This is a genomic window from Methanothrix sp. (assembly GCA_029907715.1).
Classification (GTDB): Archaea; Halobacteriota; Methanosarcinia; order Methanotrichales; family Methanotrichaceae; genus Methanothrix_B.
Genome location: JARYLI010000001.1, coordinates 93,535 through 115,145, shown reverse-complemented (window position 1 = coordinate 115,145; position 21,611 = coordinate 93,535). Strand labels below are relative to the sequence as shown.

Genomic DNA, 21,611 nt, shown 5'->3' with positions numbered 1-21,611 from the left:
AAAATAAGATTCAAGCCCCATGAAATGCCAGATGTGCGGTCGGGATCTTGAGGAGGACGAGATCTACATACATGACGGAGAGACGCTCTGCGAGGACTGCTATATCGAGGCGAGCCACAGGATACGCGTGTGCGATCCCTGGGGCGAGTACTCGGCGAGGACGTTCAGGAAGATGCATGGCCTCAAGGGCGATGAGGGTCTAACAGAGATCCAGAAGAGACTGTACAATCTGGTGTGCTCAAGAAAGGTCACGCGGGAGGATCTCCAGGCAGAGCTGGGGCTGTCTCCACAGGAGCTGGAGAATGAGATCGCGATCCTGCGGCACTGCCAGCTCGTGAAGGGCAGGCGCGAGGGAGACAAGGTTTACATAGTTCCATGGGAATACAAATGATAGTTATAAGCCAGATGATTGATTTTAAGCACGACTTTGAGCGATCTGGAGGAGCGTCGAGCCAGCCGGTTCACACTATATTTTCCATTGGTTGTATTTGCTCAATATCGTGAGCGTACTTGAGTTACTGATCAAGTGAGGCCCTATCATCGGGCATAGTCGTTTATACAGAAATCCGCCAAGAGGGCAATTTACCTCACATATTGAGCATGTTTAAATTTTGGCTCCAAATATGCCAGATAAACAATCAAAGCCAGATGCCGAGATGAAGATACGTGTAAATGGAATCCTCAGACATATTGGTCCTGCTACGCTCTCCCGGTAGTTATAGTCCTTTGCGTCACTTCATGTAAATCCATTTAAAATCTACTGGATATGTCATACTTCATAGATGATTTTATGTGAAATGCTATATTATAGCAACTTATGCGGAATACTATAATATGCATCCCCCAATCAGCCCGCATGAGATAAAGTTGCTGACCACAAATGCGAAACTCCAGATGTCATTATCCCAAAAGTAGAAATACGCAGCGATCTCATCCATCATTATGTCTCACGCCGACAGGATCATCAGGGCAGCGTTCCAGTCGGATGAGGCTCTGAGAGAGGCGATAAAATCGGTCATCTCAGAGATGGGGATGAGCACCAGGGAGTTCAGCAGGATCTCATCCATACCTCAGAGCACCCTTTACAAGATACTCTCAGGCCACCGGGAACCGAATATAACAACGCTTCGCCAGATCGTGAAGACCATTCGGGATCTCGAGGGCGGAGGCGAGAGGTTCATAGCGATAATAGCTGCCAGGCCTGTTCTCGACAAGATCGAGGAGACCAAGATGCGCATCGGGGATAAGGTCTTCACGCTCCGCGAGTACTCCGCGACAAATATCGAAGAGGCGATCATCGCAGCGGTAAGGGCAGAATCTGACGGCGCAGCTGCAGTCGTCTGTGCCCCGATAGTCAGCCCCACGGTCGAAAAGCTTCTCACAATACCGGTCGCCACGATAATACCCAGGGAGAGCGTCAAGAGGGCGATAGAGGTCGCGGCAAAGAAGATCGAGGTATAACTCATGGGCGTCGATCTCGGAGATATTCTCGACAGGAAAAAAATCTCGATCGAGGATCTGTCAGGAAGCTGGATCGCAGTCGACGGCTTCAACACGCTCTACCAGTTTCTCTCAACCATAAGACAGCCCGACGGCACACCTCTCATGGACTCATCTGGAAGGATAACATCGCATCTCTCGGGATTGCTCTACCGCATGACAAACCTCATGGAGGCCGGGATCAGGGTTGCATTCGTCTTCGATGGGAGACCCCCAGAGCTCAAGGCCGGGACGCTGGCTGCCAGGGCTCAGATGAGGGAGGCTGCGGAGATCCAGCTGCAGGAGGCGATAGCCACAGGTGCTGAGAGCTTCAGGTATGCACAGGCCGCCACCAGGATAAACAGCGAGATACTCCATGACTCCATAAGGCTCCTGGACGCCATGGGAATCCCGTATGTACAGGCTCCATCAGAAGGCGAGGCACAGGCTGCCTTCATGGCGATCCGAGGGGATGTTGATTATGTGGCATCTCAGGACTACGACGCCCTTCTGTTCGGCGCGCCCAGGGTCGTGAGGAACATCGCGATCACCGGCAGGAGGAAGATTCCCAGGAAGAATGTGTACATCGATGTCCCGCCTGAGGTCATAATCCTGGAGGAAGAGCTCACAAGGCTCGGGATAAGCAGGGAACAGCTTGTGGATATAGGGATAATGTGCGGCACCGATTACAACAGGGGACTTCAGAAGGTGGGTCCGAAGAGAGCTCTAAAGCTGATAAGAGAGCATGGATGCCTGGAGGCCGTGCTCGATGCGCTGGGGGAGAGCATCGAGAATCTCCAGGAGGTACGGGATATCTTCCTGCATCCGGAGGTCACAGAGAGCTATGAGCTGAGGATGAAGAAGCCCAGGATCGAGGAGATTATTAAATTTTTATGTGACGAGCGGGACTTCTCGGAGGAGAGGGTCAGAAAGGCAGTCGACAGGTTGAGTGCATCGTACCGAGCAGGGCAGTGCACGCTCGAGAGGTGGTTCTGATTATCATCTCCGGCTACGAGATCGATCTCGAGAGGGCCCTCAGCATCATAAAAAGAGCTGGAGTCAGGAGGGTCGGCGTTCAGGTTCCCGACGGCCTGAAGAGATCCGCCCCAGCGATATCAAGAATCATAGAGGAGACCGGCGCTGAGGTCCTGGTATCAGGGGATCCGTGCTATGGTGCATGTGATATCGATCTCCAGCTCTGCAGCACGGTCGACCTGATGCTGCACATAGGCCACTCGGAGATGTGCGAGAGACTGAGCGACAGGATTGTTTACATCGAGGCGAGGATGCCAGATGATGTCACCGAGGTCGTGGAGAGATCGCTTGAATTTTTCACGAAAAAGAGGGTGGCTGTCTGCACAACCGTCCAGCATGCTCACATGATCGATCGCGTGATTTGTATGATGCGATCGCATGGCATCGAGGCCCTCGCAGGCGGGCCATCTCCTCGAACCAGGCATATCGGACAGGTTCTCGGCTGTTGCTATGCGGCCGCGAGGGTCGGGGCAGAGGAGGCTCTCTTCATAGGCACCGGCAGATTCCATCCGCTGGGACTCTCGATGGCGACAGGCATGCGGGTGATAGCCGCGGATCCTGTCACAGGCTCGGTGGGGGAGATCGAGACGCATGATTTCCTCCGGTGGAGGTACGGGATAATCGCCAGAGCATCAGATGCGAAGAGCATCGGGATCCTGATATCGAAGAAGCCGGGCCAGAGAAGATGCGTGACGGCGAGGAGGCTCAGCTCTCTCGGGAGATCGAAGGGAAAGAACATGCTTGATGTTTACATTGACAGGATCGAGCCTGAGAGGGTTCTCGATCTCGGCCTCGAGGCGGTGGTCTCGACAGCATGCCCGCGCATCGCTCTGGATGACGCACGCAGGTACAGCGTTCCTGTTCTCACACCGCCAGAGTTCGAGATCGCGCTTGGAATGAGAAATGATTACACCTTCGACGAGATCCTCGAGGCATGCGGGGAGACCGGGAGCACGTGACCCATTAAGGCAGCCGCTCTTATGTATTCAGCAACTTGAAGGACATCCAAGACGGTTGCTGAATGCACCCCATTTGCTCGTCAGTAGCGCATAGCAGGACCGGTGCCTCTGCGGACAAGTTATCAGATGGATAAGAGCGAAGGCAGCATCTCTCCCAAGCGATGCGTGGGCACGCTGGGATGTCAGCCTCCTTCTCAGGACCCCTCAGGTCGATGGTTATTTTTATCGTGATCGAAAATTTGGGCTTTCAGGAGTCCTTGCGCTGTTTATCAGGACCTCGTGGAGGAGATCACGTCCTTCATATCATCCAGGAACAGATCGAGATTCTCCTCAGTCATGTGCGGCATCAGTATGAGCCTCAGCGCCTTTGGCTCTCGGGTCATCGAGACGTGCCAGCCCCTCTCAAGCAGCGCCCTCCTGACCCCGGGAGGATCATCGATCTTCAGCGCGACGACGTTCATCACGGGCTCGATGACAGGCTCTACGCCCATTGCACGGGCTTCTGACACTAGATGCTCCGTCATCTCCATGCATCTCCTGACGACCCTTCTGTAACCATCAGTGCCTAGATGCATGATCACAGCGTATGTGGCTGCAGCGGCAGCCCCGCTTCTCGTGCCCGTCAGCGATGCCTGTCTCGCGACCGTCAGGTAGTATGTCTCTGTCTCCAGCCGCCTGACAGGATCTGAGCTCCTGAAGATCAATCCGCCCGCCGGAATCGGACTCATGCCCATCTTGTGTGGATCGATGGTTATCGACTGCACCCCATCAACCCTGAAATCCCAGTGGTAGTTTCTGTCAAGGAACGGCAGCACAAACCCGCCGAATGCAGCATCCACATGAAGGGGTATGTTGTTCTCGATCGCAAGCTCTGCCAGATCCTCTATCGGATCCACCTGGCCGAACTCTGTGGTCCCGGCGATGCCAACAAGACAGACCGTACGCTCGTCGATCAGCCTCTCGACATCCCCGACATCCACCCTGAGCATATCATCGAGCTCGGCCTTCCTCACCTCTAGGTTGAGGAGATCCGCGATCTTATCGAAGGAGAAATGCGCCGATCTAGGAACGACTATGTTCCCATCGCGCCTGCCCGATGAGTTCCTCGCGGCGCGTATCGCCTGGATGTTCGACTCGGTGCCACCTGTTGATATGTAGCCTGCCGCGTCGGAGCATCCCAGTAAAGATCCGAGAATGCCAACAACCCTGCGCTCAATCTCCGCTGTCCCCGGAAAGAGCCCGGGGTCGCCCAGGTTGGTCTCCAGGAACATGGTGTATGCTCTCACCGCCACGGGATGGGGGCGGGTGCACATGGTGGAGAGGAGATGGTCATAGGAGCAGTCCCTTCCGCGCATCTCTCTCAGGAGATCCGTGACCATCTCCTCTGACAGACCCCTCTCCGGGAACGTGTACATCATCGATTCCTTGCAGCCTCCAGGAGTATCGAGAGCTCTGCCCTTGCCACTGCCTCCCTCACAGCAGCCACCGCATCGATGTTCGCGGATATGCTGTCGATGCCAATCTCAACAAGCCGCCTGGCCATCTCCGGGTAGGATCCCGCCTGGCCGCATATCGATGTCTTGACGCCGGCCTTCTTGCACCGCTCCACAACATACTCTATGAGTTTGATGACAGCTGGATGCATCTCAGAGTAGAGGCCGGCAACGTTCTCGTTGTTCCTGTCCACAGCGAGCGTGTACTGCGTGAGATCGTTTGTGCCGAACGATATGAAGTCCAGGCCCTCCTCTATGAAATCATCGATTGTGAGCGCAGCAGCCGGAGTCTCGACCATTATCCCCACATCGATCCTGCTCAGATCCAGGCCCTCCTCGACCATTATCTCCTTCGCCCTTCTCAGCTCGCTCACGTGCTGGACCATGGGAAGCATGATACCCACATTCGTGAGGCCGAGCTCGTGGAGCTTCTTGAACGCCCTTATCTCCAGGCGGAAGTGCTCCACCTCTGTGAGATCCCTGCGTATCCCGCGCCAGCCGAGCATCGGGTTGTGCTCAACCGGCTCGTTCTCGCCGCCCTCCATCGCGCGGAACTCATCCGTGGGCGCATCAAGGGTTCTCACCCACACCGGCTTTGGATAGAATGCGTCTGCCACTATCCTGATGTTCCTGACGAGCTCATCGACGTACTCCTCGCTCCGCCCGGACCTTATGTAGTAGTTAGGCGTCTTTCCGAGCCCGAGGATCATGTGCTCTATTCTGAGAAGACCCACACCATCTGCCATCGTTGCGGCTGCGGCCTGTGCTCTCGTGGGCTCACTGATGTTGACCTTGACCTCTGTCGCTGTCACAGGCTTGTAGGCCACAGCGACCGGCTGCAACTTCTTCTCCTCGGCCACAGCCACCTTTCCCTCGTAGACCTGGCCCTTGGTGCCATCGACGGTGACAACCATCCCATCCCTGAGCACCTTTGTGGCGTTCTTTGTTCCCACAACTGCAGGACAGCCGAGCTCGCGGCTCACTATGGCAGCATGACATGCCATGCCCCCCTCGTCCGTGACTATGGCGCCGGCCCGTCTCATTGCAGGAACCATATCTGGCATGGTCATGCGGGTGACCATTATGTCCCCGTCCTTTATCTTCTCCAGGTCCTTGACTCCCGAGATGATCCTCACAGTGCCGGTTGCAGTGCCTGGGGATGCTCCGAGCCCCGTGACCAGGACCCTGGCTGCGCCGGAAGCCTCTGCTCCGGCCTTTGGAGCGCCCTTGGCTATTGTGGTTATCGGCCTCGACTGGAGGATGTAAATCTTGTTCTTCTCTATACCCCACTCGATATCCTGAGGTATGCCGTAGTGCCTCTCCAGGATCTCCGCATACTTCGCGAGATCAAGTATCTCGCTCTCGGTCAGAACCTGTGCCTCCCTCTTCTCCGGTGGCACCGACACTGTCACGGTCTTTGACGTAACTGGATCCCTTACGATCATGATCTCCTTCGTGGCGATCATCTTGTGGACTATCTTCTTGGAGGATCTGTCGACCACATAGTTGTCGGGAGACACACTGCCGCTGACCACCGCCTCTCCCAGGCCCCATGCTGCCTCAATCACAACGAGTGGCTCGCCTGTGCTCGGCTGGGAGCTGAACATGACCCCTGACTTCTCGGAGTCAACCATCTTCTGCACTATCGCGGAGAGGTTGACCTTCTCATGCTCGAATCCCTGCTCAACCCTGTAGAATATCGCCCTGGCGCCGTAAAGGGATGCCCAGCACTTTTTCACCGCCTCAAATACAGCATCCGCTCCCCTCACATTCAGGTAGGTCTCCTGCTGACCGGCGAAGCTAGCATCCGGGAGATCCTCTGCGGTCGCGCTGGATCTGACAGCAACAAAAACCTCCTCGCCCTCCCGCTCGCAGAGCTCTCTGTACCTCTCCTTTATCGCGTTCTCTATATCCTCCGGAACCTCTGCATCCATCACGATCTTCTTGGCCGTGGCCTCTGCACGAAGGAGATCCTCGGGGTTGTTCACATCCACTTTTAGAGAGTCGAAGAGCTCCTTCGCAATGCCCGCGCGCTCGATGAACTGCCGGAAGGCCTGTGCAGTGACCGCAAACCCACCAGGTACAGGGATGCCTATGTTTATCATCTCGCCCAGGCTCGCGCCCTTTCCTCCGACTACAGGTATATCCTCCTTTCCCACCTCTTCAAGCCAAACAACGATCGCCATCAAAGTCAGCCTCTTAGCGTTATCATGGAGATGGTGGTGCTTCAATCCGCGACTGTATATTACCCTTTCCTTTCAGATCCACCGAGCCGGAAAATGATGGCCTGGCGAAGAGGATATGCGTTGATTCTCCGGACCAGCCGAGAACGCATAAATATCCCATATGCCAACCAGCTTCCGATGAATGTAATGGAGATGCTTCTCGTCGCGTTTGCCATCGGGCTCACAGGCGCGCTGGCGCCAGGGCCAACTCTCGTCGCAACTGTGAACAGCTCACTGAAGAGCGGGTGGACCTCAGGGCCGAAGGTCTCGATCGGCCATGCATTTGTTGAGATGCTGATATTCGTGCTGATACTCATGGGCCTCAGCGGCGCCGCAGATGCATACAGAGTTCCGATATCGCTGATCGGAGGCACTGCCCTCATGGTATTCGGGGCGCTGACGCTGCGGGGAGCGAGCAATGCATCCATATCATCACAGGGATATGAGATATCATCAAACCCGTACATCGCCGGAGCCCTGACGAGCGCTGCCAACCCCTACTTCTGGATATGGTGGCTTTCCGTCGGCTCTGCAATGCTGCTTGACGGACTCAGAGGCGGATTTCTGCTCGCCGCAGCGTTCATGATAGGCCACTGGGGCGCGGACTTCGGCTGGTACACACTCGTATCGACGAGCGTTGACAGGGGAAAGGGCGTCCTCTCGGAGAGGGGATACAGGTACGTTCTCTCCGCATGCGGCATATTCCTGATGATATTCGGACTGTACTACCTGAGCGGAGTGGCCGGGTCTCTCGGATGGTGATACTGTGAAATTTATCGCATACCTGAGATCGATCAGAGGCTATATCGCGGTATCCGTCATTCTGTTCTTCGCCGCCGCTGCATCGGGATTCATGGCAGCTGAGCAGAATCCAGCGATTGCGGAGGAGTGGATGAAGGAGCTGCAGATGCTCAAATGGATCACAGATCTGCCGCCTCTCATGATAATGATCCTTATATTCGCAAAAAACCTTCTGGCATGCGCGATGGCTGTGCTTCTCGGGGTGGGCGCAGGCATAGTGCCTCTGCTTGTCGCCATCTCCAACGGCATTCTTGTTGGCATTGTATCATACCAGGTCACCCAGAAGGAGGGCGTTCTCTACCTTCTGGCGGGAATTCTGCCGCATGGAATTGTGGAGCTTCCAGCGGTGCTGGTGAGCATAGCGATCGGCCTGCGGCTTGGCCACATCTTTATCATGACAGTGATTGATGGCGATGGTGACCTCGGAGGGGAGGCGCGTGCTGCCATCAGCTTCCTGATGTACAGGGTTGCTCCGCTGCTGTTCGTCGCGGCAGTGATTGAAACATTTATCACACCCCTCGCAATATCCCTTGCATCCCGGTAGTGATGAAGATGAATGATGCTCAAGAGACGCAGATGGTGAGAAAAGAGGAGAGGGAGGCAAAGCTCCCCCCAAAGTCGAACTTCAGCGAATGGTACCATGAGCTTTTGAAGAACGCAGAGATAGTCGATGTCAGGTATCCTGTTAAGGGCATGAGCGTCTGGTATCCGTTCGGCTTTGCGCTCAGAAGTCATGTCTACCAGATAATAAAAGAGCTTCTCGATGTCGATCACTACGAGACACAGTTCCCGCTGCTCATCCCAGAGACCGAGTTCATGAAGGAGGCCGAGCACATAAAGGGCTTCGAGGATGAGGTATACTGGGTGACGCATGGCGGCCGGGATCCCCTGGACATCAAGCTTGCGCTACGTCCGACGAGCGAGACCGCGATATATCCGATGCTAAGGCTCTGGATACGATCGCATGCAGACCTCCCCCTCAGGATATACCAGATAGTCAACACATTCCGCTACGAGACGAAGCACACCCGCCCCCTCATCCGTCTCAGGGAGATAACGTCGTTCAAGGAGGCCCACACAGCGCACGCCACATGGGAGGAGGCGGCTATGCAGGTCGAGATCGCTGTCCAGAGGTACATCGAGTTCTACAGGCGGCTTGCAATTCCATGCCTGGTGAGCAAGCGGCCGTCCTGGGACAAGTTCCCTGGAGCGGATTACTCGATCGCCCTGGATGTAATAATGCCCGACGGGAGAACCCTTCAGGTCGGAACCGCGCACCTTCTGGGAACAAACTTCGCGAAGACGTACGAGATAACATACGAGGATGAGCATGGGGAGCAGAGGTACGTCAATCAGACATGCTATGGAATTTCTGAGAGATGCATAGCAGCCCTCATAGCGGTTCATGGCGACGATAAGGGCCTGGTTTTGCCCTGGCGGGTCGCGCCGGTGCAGGTCGTCATTGTGCCGATCATATTCGGGGAGAGAGAGCCGATAATCGATGTCTGCAGGTCGATCGAGTCCCTGCTCGCAGGCAGAAACATAAGGGTCAAGCTTGATGATGGGGATGAGCGTCCTGGCGCGAAGTTCTACAAGTGGGAGATGCGTGGTGTTCCTGTGCGGATAGAGATAGGCCCCAGGGACATCAAAAACGGCGTTGTGACCATCGTCAGAAGGGATGGGGTGAGAAAGACCCTGCCCATGGGAGAGGGGCTTGTTGATGCGATCATCGCAGAGGCCGATGAGCTGCAGTCTGTTCTCTACAACCGCGCGAAGGAGTTCATGGACTCGAAGATAAAACTAGTATCCTCCCTGGATGAAGCGAGGTCGCAGGTGCAGTCCGGCGTGGCCAGGGTTCCGTGGTGCGGATCTGTGGAGTGCGGTCATGCCCTTGAGGATCAGGTCGGCGCGAACCTGCTCGGAGAGCCCAGAGGGGATGAGATACCGCCCATGCGCTGTCTGATATGCGGCCGGGAGTCCACAGGATCGACGTACATGGCCAGGCAGTACTGAACACACAGCAAAGATGATGGTTTATGAGAACACGCTGCCTCAATGGAATGATAGAGCGGATGTCGCAGCCTCAAATCTCCGCTCCGGAGCGTCTCTCGCATGAAGATACTGATAGCTGAGTATGCGATCGCCACAGGTCTTGGCGGAACATACGAGATCGAGGGGAGGGCGATGCTCTCGACGATAGCCCGGAGCTTTGTGAGATGCGGTCACAGGGTGGTGTACCCCACATCCGGGCCGGTTGTCGATGCAGGCGTCCCGGTACTTCTCGAGCGGAGCGACCTCAAGGGATTTCTTAGATCCATCGATGCAGACGCGGGATTGATCGTGGCACCTGACCCCCTCGCATCCGATCTCATAGAGGCAGTTGAGAACAGGATGGTCAATCTGGGATCTGACAGGGAGGCAGCGCGGCTCTGCGCTGACAAGCTCGAGTGCACGCTGACCCTGAAGAGGGCAGGAGTGCCTGTGGCAGATATTGTCGAATCTCCGGAATGTGAATGCAGTGTGTATGTCGTGAAGCCCAGATACGGCTGCGGCTCAGATGGTGTCATCATCTCATCCTTTCCCAACGCTCCAGAGGGCTGCATCACGACCAGATATGTCGAGGGCGTGCATCTCAGCGTCAGCTTCATCCGGGGTAGAGAACGGTTCCTGCCGCTCACGATAAACAGGCAGATAATAGAGATGAAGGGCAGCAGGTTCGTCTATGCCGGTAGCCAGGTGCCGTACAGATCTCCGCGGGCAGAGGAGATATGGAGTGTGGCGAGGAGGGCCGCAGAGGCGCTCGGATTGAAGGGGTATGCGGGCATCGATCTGGTTGTGGGCGATCTTCCCAGAGTGGTGGATGTGAATGCGCGCCTCACAACATCGATCGTCGGATGCTCGAAGGTGCTCAGATGGGAGCTGGCAGACCTCATACTCAGGGCGAGCTTCGGCGGGCTGCCGGAGAGCGTGGAAGTGGATGGAGAGATGACCTTCAAGCTGGATGAGCTCTAGGGCCAGAGCCCGAAGGTTATGTTCAGGGCCATTATCGCGACCCCGGATGCTATACCAGCGCCCACGACCATCTTCGGGTCGAGCTTTATCGAGGTCTCCTCAGATTCGAAGTATCTCATCAGGCCGGCCGATGACATCAGGCCCGGACCTTCGCCTTTCTTCTTTGCCATGTGCGGTCCTCTTACATATCGGTTAAAGTAAATTTCGGTCAGCTTCTGCTACTGGGTGCTCTGCTCTGGCAGTGTATCGAATTCGCTGTAAATTCGAAACTGATCGGTATGCTTCGCGCCAGCATGGGGGTCAACTTACAGCAATTTCGGCACACTGCCAGATGTTTTTAAATGCCGCCCCCTCTCAACCAAAGAAATAACCCTTTCCGATCGCATCAACACATCTTCTGCGGTTTTGTCCAATCCTATGTTGCTGATAAAACAATTCGCTCATCATCTCATAACAACTTACGCTCTTATCCATTTGATGACTTGTCTGAAGGAGCAGAGGTCATGCTATGCGTTCGTTTCGACAAATGAATGCTTTCATCGACCACATTGCATGCTCTGCAAGTTGCTGCGCACATAAGAGCGAGGCTCTTTAGTGGTCATTGACTTCCGCAGTAAGTATTCATTGGTATAAATACAATGATGCTCGAGACACCTGAATCGAAACCATCCCCGCGGAGGGCGGCTCCTATCCGATCTCCAGGGATGCTCTCGCAGCCGCGCCGTGGAAATCAGATGCGATCAGCACCGCAGCGTACTGTGATCCTGCTGCTTCCCTTTCAAGCTTCATATCGTAATGGAAGATCGGAGATCTCTTGAGATAAATCGGCCTGTGGAACGCAAGGCTCTCGCCCATCGAGATGAATCGCAGAGAGCTCCTGCCCTCGATGATCGTTATGTTCTCTCTCACATAATCAGAGTACCGACCCTCAGGCCTGAGCGTCTCGAAGAGCTCCTTTGAGAGGTAATGGATCCTTCCATCAAGCCCCTCGATCGCATGCAGCTCCATATCCTCTCCGAAGTATGCCAGTGCATCTGAGAACGGCCCCTCATCTGTCAAGTTCAGCAGGCAGGGTGCAGAGTATCTCATGTACCTCGATATATTCTCAGGAACGCCTCTCGTCTCAACGGCAACGACGGGAGACACACGCTCAGAGCCGCAGCTCACGCCGTACACCACCCTCGGCCAGATGAACCTGATCTCTGATCTGCTCCCGTTTAAATCCGCCTTATCCATCCACACAACCTCTCCGCTCTTCTGGTCTAATATGTATAGAGAGACGCCGGCGAGATCCCCCTCGGTATCTGAGATATCTGCCTTTATGACAATGCCATCAGTGAGGTTCTCATAGGATGCGTTGATCCGCGGGGGGAGAGATGTGATGTGGCCGATTGCTGCAATCATCCACTCGTAATCGCCTGGGGATGAAAGCATGCTGGGGCTCCTGGATGCGACGAAAGAGCGATTGAGTGTTGTGTTTTTATCAATTCCAACGAAGACCGTGGAGTACTCGAAGAACACCACGAAGAAAGGCCCATCAATTCTGAGATCAGGCACATCTATCTCAGCCCAGCTCAGATTGCTGCCAAAGTAAGCTCCAGAGAGGTCTGTGGTTCTGTAAACCAGGTTGAGGGCCGCATCCCATATCTCCAGGACGAATATCCCATCGCGGTTGAGCATGCCGCAGACCGCAATCCTTGACAGTGTCCAGTTCTCCGGAGGCGCGAAGAGGACCGCGTGACCCTGGTCGCCTGCGAGCCACATGCCATCATCTGGCGTGCTGTCGCTGTACTGGATCGCTACATCCACCGCACCTGAAATGGGAATGGCAAGCAGCAACAGAATAACAGGCAGCGCGCCGGGTTTCGACCCCAAACTGCGATGCATAACGATCTGCTTTGAACTCGCAGAAGAACCACGACCCTGCTTAATGACACTCAGCCTCATCGCACATCCCCTGAGCAGCTCCATATCGAATCCCTGAGAGATCTGATCGCTCCTGTATCATCGGACTGGCAGCATGAGAGCCATTCCGGACCAGGAGATCTCACGGAGACAACATCATACCCGAGGCATCCGCACATGTAAACTCTCCCTTCCGGAGCTTCATTTATGACAGCTGCATCGTATGTGTTCTTTCCAACCCAGGACTCCTCCAGCCCGAGGTTCTTTCCTCTGCCTTCCATATCAATGACAGAACGTATATCGAAGCTCCCCCAGTAGGTGTCGAATCCCTCGGAGGCTGTAGTTTTATCGGAGTACTGCCTGTACCTCTGCATGACAAGTCCGGAGGAGTGCGAGCTTATGCTGTAGTGGATGTTTTTGTTTGGACGGAAGAGATCTGATATGATCGTGTCTGTGCTGTCGTTCATCGAGAGCTGGAACCATGCGCTCTTGAGGTACATGTCGCATGCGCGCTCCTTTCTCAGATCTTTCGTGTAAAGATACGATGTCCCAACACGATCAAGGTTGTTGATGAATGTCTCCCTGCTTGATATCCCGGCTCCCCTGTAGTCGAGGGTGCTCGACGTGCTCAGCACGACCGGCCATACCTCATTCACAGAAAGCATGTAGTTCTGCGTCCCAGGTATCTTGACCAGCGTTGATGTCGCATTGACATTATCGCCTGCTGCCTGCAGGGCGATCCTGTCCTCCGCCTCCATGGTGCCGTTCTTCGCAGCCACGCGCTCGCTCATGCTGACATGATTGATATCGATCTCTGTGTACCTGCTGTGATCTCCTGTGCCGAGAGCGTACCCGTACAGGTCCATCGAGATGTTCATTGTGGACCTCCTTCCGGTGCTCCATCCGGTATCATATTCGTGGATCTCGTAGCTCCTCCAGCAGGATGCAGTTTCCAGAGATATGAGGAGAAGAAGCAGCAGAACAGCCGAGCGCATGGTACGCTTCGAAGACATGCGAGTGACTGTTTCATGTGATACTATAAAAATTTCTCCGCAGCGCGGTTCCTGCGCAATCGCTCAGCGCTGCCATATGGAGTCGCTACCGTATTGCAGATATGCTCCGGAACCGCTCAACAGCCTCACGGATGCACTCGCCAGCGTAATCGACATCCTCCTGCGTGTTATCCCTTCCAAGCGTTATCCTGAGGGAGCCATGACATCTCACCGGATCCAGGCCTATGGCCCTGAGCACGTGGCTCGGCTCCAGCTTCTTTGAAGAGCAGGCTGATCCTGTGGAGACTGCTATGCCCTTTGAGTCGAGGTAGAGCAGCAGCGACTCTCCCTCCACCCTGCCGAAGCCGAAGTTAAGGTTGATCGGAAGTCTCTTAGTCGGATGGCCGTTGAGCCAGGAGTCATCGATGTTCGAGAGCACAAAACTCTTGAGCCTCTCGCGCAGCGCTGTGAGCCTCTCCGCCTCTCTATCCATCATCTCAGATGCAAGCTCTGCAGCTCTGCCCATACCCACGATCCCCGGTACGTTCTCTGTGCCCGACCTGAGCCCCCTCTCGTGCCCACCGCCCTGGATTATGCTCTCGATCCTCGTGCCTTTTCTGACATACAGCGCGCCGACGCCCTTCGGACCATAGAACTTGTGCGCAGATATTGAGAGCAGATCAACACCAAGCTGGTCAACATTCACGGGTATCTTGCCAACCGTCTGGACAGCATCCGTGTGCAGGAGTATGTCTCTCTCCGAGGCGATCTCCGCGATCTCCTTTATCGGCTGTATTGTACCTATCTCGTTGTTCGCATGCATGACGGATATGAGCACAGTATCATCGCGTATCGCCCTCTCGATCTCTCCCGGATCGACTATCCCCTGATCATCAACTGGAACGCACGTGACATCGAAGCCCATGCGCTCCAGAGACCTGCACACCTCAAGAACCGCAGGATGCTCTATCGACGTCGTGATGATATGCTTTCCCTTGCTGCTGAGCGCAACGCCCTTGAGCGCCAGGTTGTCCGACTCTGTGCCCCCGCTCGTGAAGTATATCTCCTCAGGGCTCGCGCCGATCAGCGAGGCGAGCTTCTCCCTCGCGCCCTCAACAGCATCACGCGCCTCCCGGCCGAACTCGTGGAGGCTCGACGCATTGCCATACATCTCCCTGAAGTACGGCAGCATCGCCTCCAGGACCTCGGGCGCGACCGGGGTCGTGGCCGAGTGGTCCATGTATATGCGCCTCATGAAAGTCAGTTGATACCACATGCGAGTTAAAGCTTCTCTCCGGAATCTGATCGCTGGCTCGGTTCGAGCGCCACTCAGGAACCACATCCACCGAGAGGTTACAGCATTCGCGGGGTCCATATGGCTGTTGATATCGATATCATTGCACCCAAAAAGTATCGGGATCGATGTGCCTGCAACCCGCGCCAGCACCCCCATGGATCCAGGATCTCCGGAGCCTGCGCTCCTGGTGATAGCGTCGAAACTCATAAGTATTAACAGCGCAGAACATTCTGCTCGAGTGGGGTTATGAGAAAAAGATTCGTGCTTGTGGCTCTGGCAGTATCCATTCTGGCCGTACCTTGCCTGGCGGAGGAGGTATCGCTGGAGCATGACTGGCTCTCACCTTGGTACAACCCGTTTCTGACTCACAGCTACCGGTGGGAGTACAGCTGGGTTTATCCAGTAGACAGACTGCCTTACTACACATCATACTACAGCCCGTATTACAGATATCCCGGGATATACCATCCGGTGTATGGAGCCTATCGATATCCCGCCTACTCGTATCTCATGAAGACAACCTTCGATCCAGCTGACTTCGGCATCGATCCATGGTGGGATGTCAACGTTTACGGGCTCCGGGGCATGACATTTTACTACACAACACCGCCGACGTTCTTCTATTCGCGCGGCGGATACGTTATGAGTTGAGTCCCGAAGAGCCGTATCCAACTCGCTCTGAGCAACAGCACTGTCAGCGTGTGCTGGATATCTGAGATTCCTCAGGCAGCAACCACGCCGGCCATTTCCCGCGCTGGGTGTGGTCTTAAATCAATGAAGATCAAACAGTATGGCAGGAATCTGCATTAAGACAAATCCTGCAATATCACATGTGATCCATCCCGCGTGCGTATGAACCCCGGTCTCCCTTTGCCGAATCGATTTGTAGATATAGCATGAAACCTCCATACCCGCCCGGAAATTTGTGCACACTGCTGAAGTGCCATTAATATTATTATCTTTTAATCAATTTTTTGATGGAAAACTATATATCCTTATTACTGAAGTAAATTTATTCGTGGAAGCAAAAGACGCTCTTGAGGAAGTATCGCCTGAGGGTCTCGGCCTGGCCCTTCGAAGGCTGAGGCGGATGCTGCAGGCCGCTCACAGAAGCTCGATAGATGTCAAGAACAGCTATGACTTCTACGTCCTGGCCTTCAAGGAGCTGAGCAAGAACAACTACGCGGATGCATTTCTCTACTACGACAGGGCGAAGTACGAGCTGACCAGCGCGATCAACGAGGCGAAGCACAACATACGCGGACTGCGCATTCACAGCTCCAGGACTGTCTCGTTCTTCTTCAAGCTCTACGGCCTTTACGCGGTGCTCTATGGAGTACTTTCTGCCATTCTCTTCGGAGCGCTGATATACGGCTACTCTGATGTCAGGGTCCTCGGAGTGCCGCTGTGGAGCTCCTTCTTCGCGGGGCTCGGCTCATCCGCCCAGATACTAACTGGGGTTGTGGACGATCTCCGGAGGGATGGTATGGTGGTAAGGTACAAGCGGATCTGGTATACGACGATACCGCTGCTCAGCATGATATTCGGCTACATGGCGTACCTGCTCTTCAGCAGCGGCCTCATCGCATTTAACGTGAAATCAGATGACACCGTCTTCTCGACCATGCTCGTGTGCTTCCTCACAGGATTCATGACCAACTGGCTTATCAACAGGCTCTCAAGCCTGTCCGAGAACATGTGAATACATAAATGAAAATATAAATACGATGTGTATTTCTTAATAAGAAATAAATTATTAAGATTGTGGTCGGGCTCATCCCCCGGTTGCGTGCTTGAATCGATGGACGTTCGTGTGCTCGCCTCAACAGGATGCGATCTCGTGATTCGTGATCTGTCAGAGAATGCCGATTCGCTCTTATGCATTCAACAACTTGTGGGTCATGCCTGGAGGTTGCTGAACGCAATCATTCCCCCGGAAGGAGCGCAGAGCAGTAGCGGTGCCTCTTTGGGCAAGTCATCAGATGGATAAAAGATGCCGATTTATCAAATGCCGTTCACGACTCGAGCCCGTGACCCGACCACATGAGATGTCTGGATCTGCAAACGGGATTCCAAAGAGCCCGGGCGCATTCCACATGCACGATGCGGTTACAGAAAGCAGCATGATCCACTACAAAAAGTATTTAATTGATAATAATGATGGTTTTTTGAGGTGATCCTCATGTGTTCCGGTCCCGGATTCAGCCTCATCAATGTGGGGGATGAGGAGCATATACTGGCGAAGGAATACACCTGCCTGGACTGCGGCAACCGATTCAAAGGACTGGGTGTTATACCTTCCTGTCCAAGCTGCAGGTCCAGGAACGTGAAGCGTGTCAAGAAGTACTCAGTGTGAGCGTGGTGTCGCCCCAGGCCCAGCTCCTGAAATTGGGGACTGGCGTTTCCACGCCCTGCAGCATGCATCCACGCACACCTACGTGTAGATACCCCCTGGGGCTTACCCGCTCCTCTCCAGGATCTCAATGAGCCTGTCGACATCGTATTTCTGTATGAGGTTCAGAAGACGGTCTGTCTTGCTGTAGAAGTTCCTTATCCCGTTGATCCTCTCTCTGATCTGCCCTGCCTCCGGGCTATCAGCGCATGAAAGCGCTTTTTCCGCACGATCGAGCGCCGACATGAGCGTGCTGATCTCCCTCCTGACGTGGTTCATCATCGCATTTCTGAGCATGTCTGTGTCGGTCACCGGTATGTATCTGTACCTCTTCTCTCCTGGCGTTATCACCCTCTTCGCAACGCCGAGGCCCTCAAGAATGCTCATGTTCGTGCTCACGGTGGACTTGCTGTAACCGGTGAGCTCGACCAGATCATCAAGGGACAGAGGTGTTTCAGAGAGCATCAGAATTCCCCTCAGCACCCCAAGCGCATCGCTGTACCCCCGCATTCTCGCGATCTGAACACACGCATCCGTGATGTATCTCCTGATCTCCTCGATATCCCGGTTCATCATCCGAACCTGAGCCGGAAGCGTTAAATACTTTTCGTAAAAACTGCACGTTCTGTAATCTCTGTACATATCAAATCATAGCGGGTGAGGCCCATAGACAGAAAAGAGCGGCTTGGTTGCTGGATCGCAAAGAATCCTGAGCTCATACTCATCGCTGCAGTTCTTCTCACACTTCTGTCGCTTCATTACGCCCAGCAGATCGAGATGCATGGGATGAGAACAGAGGACTTTGTGGACAAGGGATCGATGCTGTACCAGACCTATGAGCACCTCTTCAAGGAGCGGTTCGCAACAGAGTCGATAACTGTGGTGATCGAGGGAGATGATGTGACAGCTCCTGAGGTCCTGAAGGCGATGGACAGGCTTGCTGTGCAGATGGAGTCTGTGCCGGATGTCATCTCTGTCACGGGCATATCGCAGATCATAAAGATCGCTGCAGAGAGGGAGATAGGAAGGAGATACATTCCAGATGAACAGAGCGCGATAGACACGCTCCTGCTCAAAGGGGATGCCAGGATGCTGCAGAACATACTTCCGGACAGAAGGCACACGATACTCTCGATAGAGATACCGCTCACTCTCACGGAGGGGGAGCGCGAGGAGGTCCTGCGCGAGACCGAGAGAGCGGTGGCCATGGCCGAGTTTCCCCCAGGGGTGGGCGTCATAGTCACAGGAAATGCAGCGCTTGGTGTGGCCATAAAGAATGAGATGTCCAAGAGCAATGCAAGCCTGCTTGGCGCATCTGGCGTCCTCATGATCCTGGCGCTTCTGCTCGTCTTCCGTCATGTCAACTGGCCGCTCCTCCCCCTGCCGATAGTCTTTCTGGGCATAATCTGGACATTCGGGATAATGGGGCTGCTTCACATCCCGATGACTATGATATCGATGTCGGCATTCCCGATACTCATCGGCATCGGCATAGATTATGCGATACAGTTCCACAACAGGATCGAGGAGGAGTTCTCGAAGGGAGGGTCGATAAAAAAAGCGGTCGTTGAGACCGTGGCCCACACCGCGCCGGCGGTCCTGATAGCGCTGGCGATAACAGCAGCTGGATTCTTTTCGCTCTTCACCTCAACCGTGCCCATGATCAGGGAGTTCGGGGTCCTGTGTCTCATAGGGCTCATAATGTGCTACATCTCAGCCCTCTTTGTTGGGATAACGGTTCTCTACGCTGCGGAGAGGAGCGGAAACAACAGAAAGAACAGGAAGAGAGCTGATGCATCTGAGAGCACGGTCGGTGAGACGACCATCGGCAGAGCTGTAAGATTCATCGTCAGGTTTTCGCTCAGGCGCGGGACTCTGATAATCCTGCTCGCCCTGCTTCTGTCGCTTGCAGGGGTTTACTCCGATACCCTAGTTCCTGTGGATACGGATTTCAAGAACTACATGCCTCAGGATCTTCCTCCCCTGGTCCAGTTCAGGCACCTCGTCGACATATTCGGAGGGAGCGATGAGCTCAACATAATCGTCCAGGGAGATGACATAACAGATCCGAAGATGCTGGAGTGGATGAACGAGTTCGGAGATTACATCACGGAGTCGAGGCAGCAGGTGTACTACGTCAACAGCGTTGCCGGCTATATGAGAATGCTGAACAACGGCTCCATACCAGAGGACGCGACCTCAACAAGATATCTGCTCAGCATAATGCCATCTTCGATGAAAGACAGGTACATAGACGGGCATGACACAGCCGTAATGGACATCAACATAGGCAACGCGCTGCGGGACCTTGGGGAAGAGGGGGTCGACCGTCTCATAAAAGAAATGTACAGGGACGTCGAGTGGTTTGGCGTGCCTCCTGGAACCGGCGTTGTGATAACAGGCAACCTGGTTGTGATGACGACAGTGATCGAGGCGCTCACCACCGGGAGGACAGAGATGACCCTCTTCGGGCTGGTCGTGATATTCTTAATGCTCCTCCTGATATACAGGGATCTGATAAAGGCGATTGTGCCGGTCCTGCCAATGCTCGTCGTGATAGGCTGGATGGGCGGGGTGATGTATGTCACCGGCATGAAGTACACCCCGCTGACTGCGACGCTGGGAGCCCTGATCCTGGGTGTGGGTTCTGAGTACTCCATACTCATGATGGAGAGGTTCTACGAGGAGCTCAAGAGGTGCAATGATATCGACCAGGCGATGTCGAAGGCATCGTCGAGCATAGGATCCGCGCTGGTTGCATCCGGCCTGACCACGGTCTTCGGCTTCGGGGCACTCATAACATCTCCATTCGTCATAACCAACAACTTCGGCACAGTGACCGTGCTGGCTGTGATATTCGCTCTTATCACAACATTCACAGTATTTCCCGTGCTTCTCGTTCAGCTTGAAAGAGAGCGGGAGAGAATCCAGAGGATGAACACGATATTCGATTTGCTTAGAAAAAGATGCGCAGGTGCAGTTTGATGAGATACGAGATGATAATGCTGTTGATCCTTATTGTCCCAGCGATGGGCCAGAGCAACTACATCCCTCCAGTGATCGAGGGTGAGAACTACTGGAACATGTACGGATCACCAAACCTGACCGCTGCAATAAGCGGCACGAACGAGTTCGATAAAGGGGATACAGTCACGCTCTACATCGATCTGATAAACTACGGCAGGTTCCTGAGCTTCGAGAAGGACAAGACAGCCTACACCCCCATGGAGATGGCGCTCGCAGCCAAAGAGCAGGAGCTGGAGCAGGCCAAGACCACTGCCATAGGGATAGTTGCAACTCTGGTGTCGGAGAGCGACCAGATCGAGGTCAAGTCCGGCGATCAGGTTGTGGAATCCCTCAAATCCGGTGACAAGACAAAGAATCCGCTCAAATTCACAATAAAGATAGGAAAGCACGCACCGGCTGGCGTGTACCCCCTCCAGCTCAATCTGAAGTACGACTACCAGTACAATGTGCAGGTCGATGCGAACAAGTTCGATCCAGCTACAAACAACCTCATAGGGTTCAGGGCAGCCTACTGGTACCAGAAGGCGAACCAGACGGTGATCGTGCCTGTCGTCGTGAAGAAGAGGGCGGACTTCGTGATCACTGACGTCAAGGGGGTCCTCAGGGCTGGAGCCAAGAAGGAGGAGCTGCAGGTTACCTATAAAAACATCGGTGAGGAGGGTGTGAGCGACGCCATTGCCAGGCTTAGCATATTCAAGCCGTTCTCGTCCACCGACGACCAGGCCTACATAGGTGATCTCGGGCCTGGCGAGGAGGCGACCGTGGTCTTCCGCCTCGATGTGGACTCGGATGCAACCCCGAAGGAGTACGGCATCAACAGCGAGATCAAGTACACCGATGTGAGAGGGGATACCGTGATCTCGGAGAGCATGAAGATTCCCGTGAGAGTGGAGCCCGCGTCCAGATCGATGATGTTCCCAGCGCTTGCGGTTCTTGTGATCCTGGGCGGCGCAGGTGCTTACATCTACAGGAGGAGAGCGAATAAAGCCTGAGG

General features: G+C 54.5%; 20 protein-coding genes. 13 read left to right on the top strand and 7 right to left on the bottom strand.

Going from position 1 to position 21,611, the window contains the following annotated elements:
• Nucleotides 1–19: 19 nt before the first annotated feature.
• The 4 genes from QHG98_00500 to dph2 all read left to right on the top strand — a co-directional run bounded on the left by QHG98_00500 (nt 20) and on the right by dph2 (nt 3,473).
• Complete coding sequence (locus QHG98_00500; GenBank protein ID MDH7596213.1) at nt 20–391, top strand: hypothetical protein; 372 nt, start codon at nt 20–22, stop codon at nt 389–391.
• 551 nt (nt 392–942) lie between these two features.
• Nucleotides 943–1,461 carry a helix-turn-helix domain-containing protein gene (locus tag QHG98_00495; GenBank protein MDH7596212.1) on the top strand — a complete coding sequence of 173 codons (519 nt, stop codon included), beginning with the start codon at nt 943–945 and terminating at the stop codon, nt 1,459–1,461.
• 3 nt (nt 1,462–1,464) lie between these two features.
• Nucleotides 1,465–2,475 (top strand): flap endonuclease-1, encoded by a 1,011-nt coding sequence (fen, locus tag QHG98_00490; protein ID MDH7596211.1) that lies wholly within the window; start codon nt 1,465–1,467, stop codon nt 2,473–2,475.
• The gene (dph2, locus tag QHG98_00485; protein ID MDH7596210.1) at nt 2,466–3,473 is read left to right on the top strand and encodes a diphthamide biosynthesis enzyme Dph2; all 1,008 of its coding nucleotides are present in this window, start codon (nt 2,466–2,468) and stop codon (nt 3,471–3,473) included. The genes fen and dph2 overlap by 10 nt, the downstream gene beginning before the upstream one ends.
• 269 nt (nt 3,474–3,742) lie before the next feature.
• Here the strand turns inward: dph2 and mfnA are convergent, their stop codons facing one another.
• Nucleotides 3,743–4,891 (bottom strand): tyrosine decarboxylase MfnA, encoded by a 1,149-nt coding sequence (gene mfnA, locus QHG98_00480; GenBank protein ID MDH7596209.1) that lies wholly within the window; start codon nt 4,889–4,891, stop codon nt 3,743–3,745.
• On the bottom strand, nt 4,888–7,152 hold the full coding sequence (gene ppsA, locus QHG98_00475) for a phosphoenolpyruvate synthase (protein ID MDH7596208.1): 2,265 nt from the start codon (nt 7,150–7,152) through the stop codon (nt 4,888–4,890). The genes mfnA and ppsA overlap by 4 nt, the downstream gene beginning before the upstream one ends.
• Nucleotides 7,153–7,329: 177 nt before the next feature.
• Between ppsA and QHG98_00470 the strand changes: the two genes are divergently transcribed.
• The 4 genes from QHG98_00470 to QHG98_00455 all read left to right on the top strand — a co-directional run bounded on the left by QHG98_00470 (nt 7,330) and on the right by QHG98_00455 (nt 11,004).
• Nucleotides 7,330–7,953 (top strand): LysE family transporter, encoded by a 624-nt coding sequence (locus QHG98_00470; protein MDH7596207.1) that lies wholly within the window; start codon nt 7,330–7,332, stop codon nt 7,951–7,953.
• Between the two features lie 4 nt (nt 7,954–7,957).
• Complete coding sequence (locus QHG98_00465) at nt 7,958–8,536, top strand: stage II sporulation protein M (GenBank protein ID MDH7596206.1); 579 nt, start codon at nt 7,958–7,960, stop codon at nt 8,534–8,536.
• An 8-nt stretch (nt 8,537–8,544) separates the two neighbouring features.
• A complete protein-coding gene (gene proS / locus QHG98_00460) occupies nt 8,545–10,005 on the top strand; it encodes a proline--tRNA ligase (GenBank protein MDH7596205.1) in 1,461 nt (486 codons plus the stop codon).
• Nucleotides 10,006–10,104: 99 nt separating this feature from the next.
• Nucleotides 10,105–11,004, top strand: coding sequence for an ATP-grasp domain-containing protein (locus QHG98_00455; GenBank protein MDH7596204.1), 900 nt, complete (start codon nt 10,105–10,107; stop codon nt 11,002–11,004).
• On the opposite strand, the gene QHG98_00450 is transcribed toward QHG98_00455, so the two are convergent.
• The 4 genes from QHG98_00450 to nifS form a co-directional block, all read right to left on the bottom strand.
• Nucleotides 11,001–11,174 carry a preprotein translocase subunit Sec61beta gene (locus QHG98_00450; protein ID MDH7596203.1) on the bottom strand — a complete coding sequence of 58 codons (174 nt, stop codon included), beginning with the start codon at nt 11,172–11,174 and terminating at the stop codon, nt 11,001–11,003. The two genes, QHG98_00455 and QHG98_00450, sit on opposite strands and share 4 nt — an antisense overlap.
• A 517-nt stretch (nt 11,175–11,691) precedes the next feature.
• Nucleotides 11,692–12,813 (bottom strand): hypothetical protein, encoded by a 1,122-nt coding sequence (locus tag QHG98_00445; GenBank protein MDH7596202.1) that lies wholly within the window; start codon nt 12,811–12,813, stop codon nt 11,692–11,694.
• Nucleotides 12,814–12,947: 134 nt separating this feature from the next.
• Entirely contained in the window at nt 12,948–13,922 is a 975-nt protein-coding gene (locus tag QHG98_00440) for a hypothetical protein (GenBank protein ID MDH7596201.1), read from the bottom strand.
• Nucleotides 13,923–14,007: 85 nt separating this feature from the next.
• Nucleotides 14,008–15,156, bottom strand: a complete 1,149-nt coding sequence (nifS, locus tag QHG98_00435) for a cysteine desulfurase NifS (GenBank protein ID MDH7596200.1) — start codon at nt 15,154–15,156, stop codon at nt 14,008–14,010.
• A 288-nt stretch (nt 15,157–15,444) separates the two neighbouring features.
• On the opposite strand from nifS, the gene QHG98_00430 reads away from it, so the two are divergent.
• The 3 genes from QHG98_00430 (at nt 15,445) to QHG98_00420 (ending at nt 17,554) form a co-directional block, all read left to right on the top strand.
• Entirely contained in the window at nt 15,445–15,849 is a 405-nt protein-coding gene (locus QHG98_00430; protein MDH7596199.1) for a hypothetical protein, read from the top strand.
• Nucleotides 15,850–16,216: 367 nt separating this feature from the next.
• Nucleotides 16,217–16,900 carry a hypothetical protein gene (locus QHG98_00425; GenBank protein MDH7596198.1) on the top strand — a complete coding sequence of 228 codons (684 nt, stop codon included), beginning with the start codon at nt 16,217–16,219 and terminating at the stop codon, nt 16,898–16,900.
• A gap of 471 nt (nt 16,901–17,371) precedes the next feature.
• On the top strand, nt 17,372–17,554 hold the full coding sequence (locus QHG98_00420) for a hypothetical protein (GenBank protein ID MDH7596197.1): 183 nt from the start codon (nt 17,372–17,374) through the stop codon (nt 17,552–17,554).
• 102 nt (nt 17,555–17,656) lie between these two features.
• Here QHG98_00420 and QHG98_00415 read toward each other — a convergent pair whose 3' ends face one another.
• Nucleotides 17,657–18,163 (bottom strand): ArsR family transcriptional regulator, encoded by a 507-nt coding sequence (locus QHG98_00415; protein MDH7596196.1) that lies wholly within the window; start codon nt 18,161–18,163, stop codon nt 17,657–17,659.
• 84 nt (nt 18,164–18,247) lie between these two features.
• On the opposite strand from QHG98_00415, the gene QHG98_00410 reads away from it, so the two are divergent.
• Nucleotides 18,248–20,575, top strand: a complete 2,328-nt coding sequence (locus QHG98_00410) for an RND family transporter (protein ID MDH7596195.1) — start codon at nt 18,248–18,250, stop codon at nt 20,573–20,575.
• The gene (locus QHG98_00405) at nt 20,575–21,609 is read left to right on the top strand and encodes a hypothetical protein (GenBank protein MDH7596194.1); all 1,035 of its coding nucleotides are present in this window, start codon (nt 20,575–20,577) and stop codon (nt 21,607–21,609) included. The genes QHG98_00410 and QHG98_00405 overlap by 1 nt, the downstream gene beginning before the upstream one ends.
• Nucleotides 21,610–21,611: the final 2 nt, after the last annotated feature.

What these genes read in the sequence shown, in the direction of transcription:
- nifS (MDH7596200.1), bottom strand. Translation starts at nt 15,156, where the DNA reads ATGAGGCGCATATACATGGACCACTCGGCCACGACCCCGGTCGCGCCC.
- QHG98_00500 (MDH7596213.1), top strand. Translation starts at nt 20, where the DNA reads ATGAAATGCCAGATGTGCGGTCGGGATCTTGAGGAGGACGAGATCTAC.
- ppsA (MDH7596208.1), bottom strand. Translation starts at nt 7,152, where the DNA reads ATGGCGATCGTTGTTTGGCTTGAAGAGGTGGGAAAGGAGGATATACCT.
- QHG98_00455 (MDH7596204.1), top strand. Translation starts at nt 10,105, where the DNA reads ATGAAGATACTGATAGCTGAGTATGCGATCGCCACAGGTCTTGGCGGA.
- QHG98_00415 (MDH7596196.1), bottom strand. Translation starts at nt 18,163, where the DNA reads ATGAACCGGGATATCGAGGAGATCAGGAGATACATCACGGATGCGTGT.
- QHG98_00405 (MDH7596194.1), top strand. Translation starts at nt 20,575, where the DNA reads ATGAGATACGAGATGATAATGCTGTTGATCCTTATTGTCCCAGCGATG.
- QHG98_00450 (MDH7596203.1), bottom strand. Translation starts at nt 11,174, where the DNA reads ATGGCAAAGAAGAAAGGCGAAGGTCCGGGCCTGATGTCATCGGCCGGC.
- QHG98_00470 (MDH7596207.1), top strand. Translation starts at nt 7,330, where the DNA reads ATGAATGTAATGGAGATGCTTCTCGTCGCGTTTGCCATCGGGCTCACA.
- mfnA (MDH7596209.1), bottom strand. Translation starts at nt 4,891, where the DNA reads ATGATGTACACGTTCCCGGAGAGGGGTCTGTCAGAGGAGATGGTCACG.
- fen (MDH7596211.1), top strand. Translation starts at nt 1,465, where the DNA reads ATGGGCGTCGATCTCGGAGATATTCTCGACAGGAAAAAAATCTCGATC.
- QHG98_00440 (MDH7596201.1), bottom strand. Translation starts at nt 13,922, where the DNA reads ATGTCTTCGAAGCGTACCATGCGCTCGGCTGTTCTGCTGCTTCTTCTC.
- QHG98_00495 (MDH7596212.1), top strand. Translation starts at nt 943, where the DNA reads ATGTCTCACGCCGACAGGATCATCAGGGCAGCGTTCCAGTCGGATGAG.
- QHG98_00430 (MDH7596199.1), top strand. Translation starts at nt 15,445, where the DNA reads ATGAGAAAAAGATTCGTGCTTGTGGCTCTGGCAGTATCCATTCTGGCC.
- proS (MDH7596205.1), top strand. Translation starts at nt 8,545, where the DNA reads ATGAATGATGCTCAAGAGACGCAGATGGTGAGAAAAGAGGAGAGGGAG.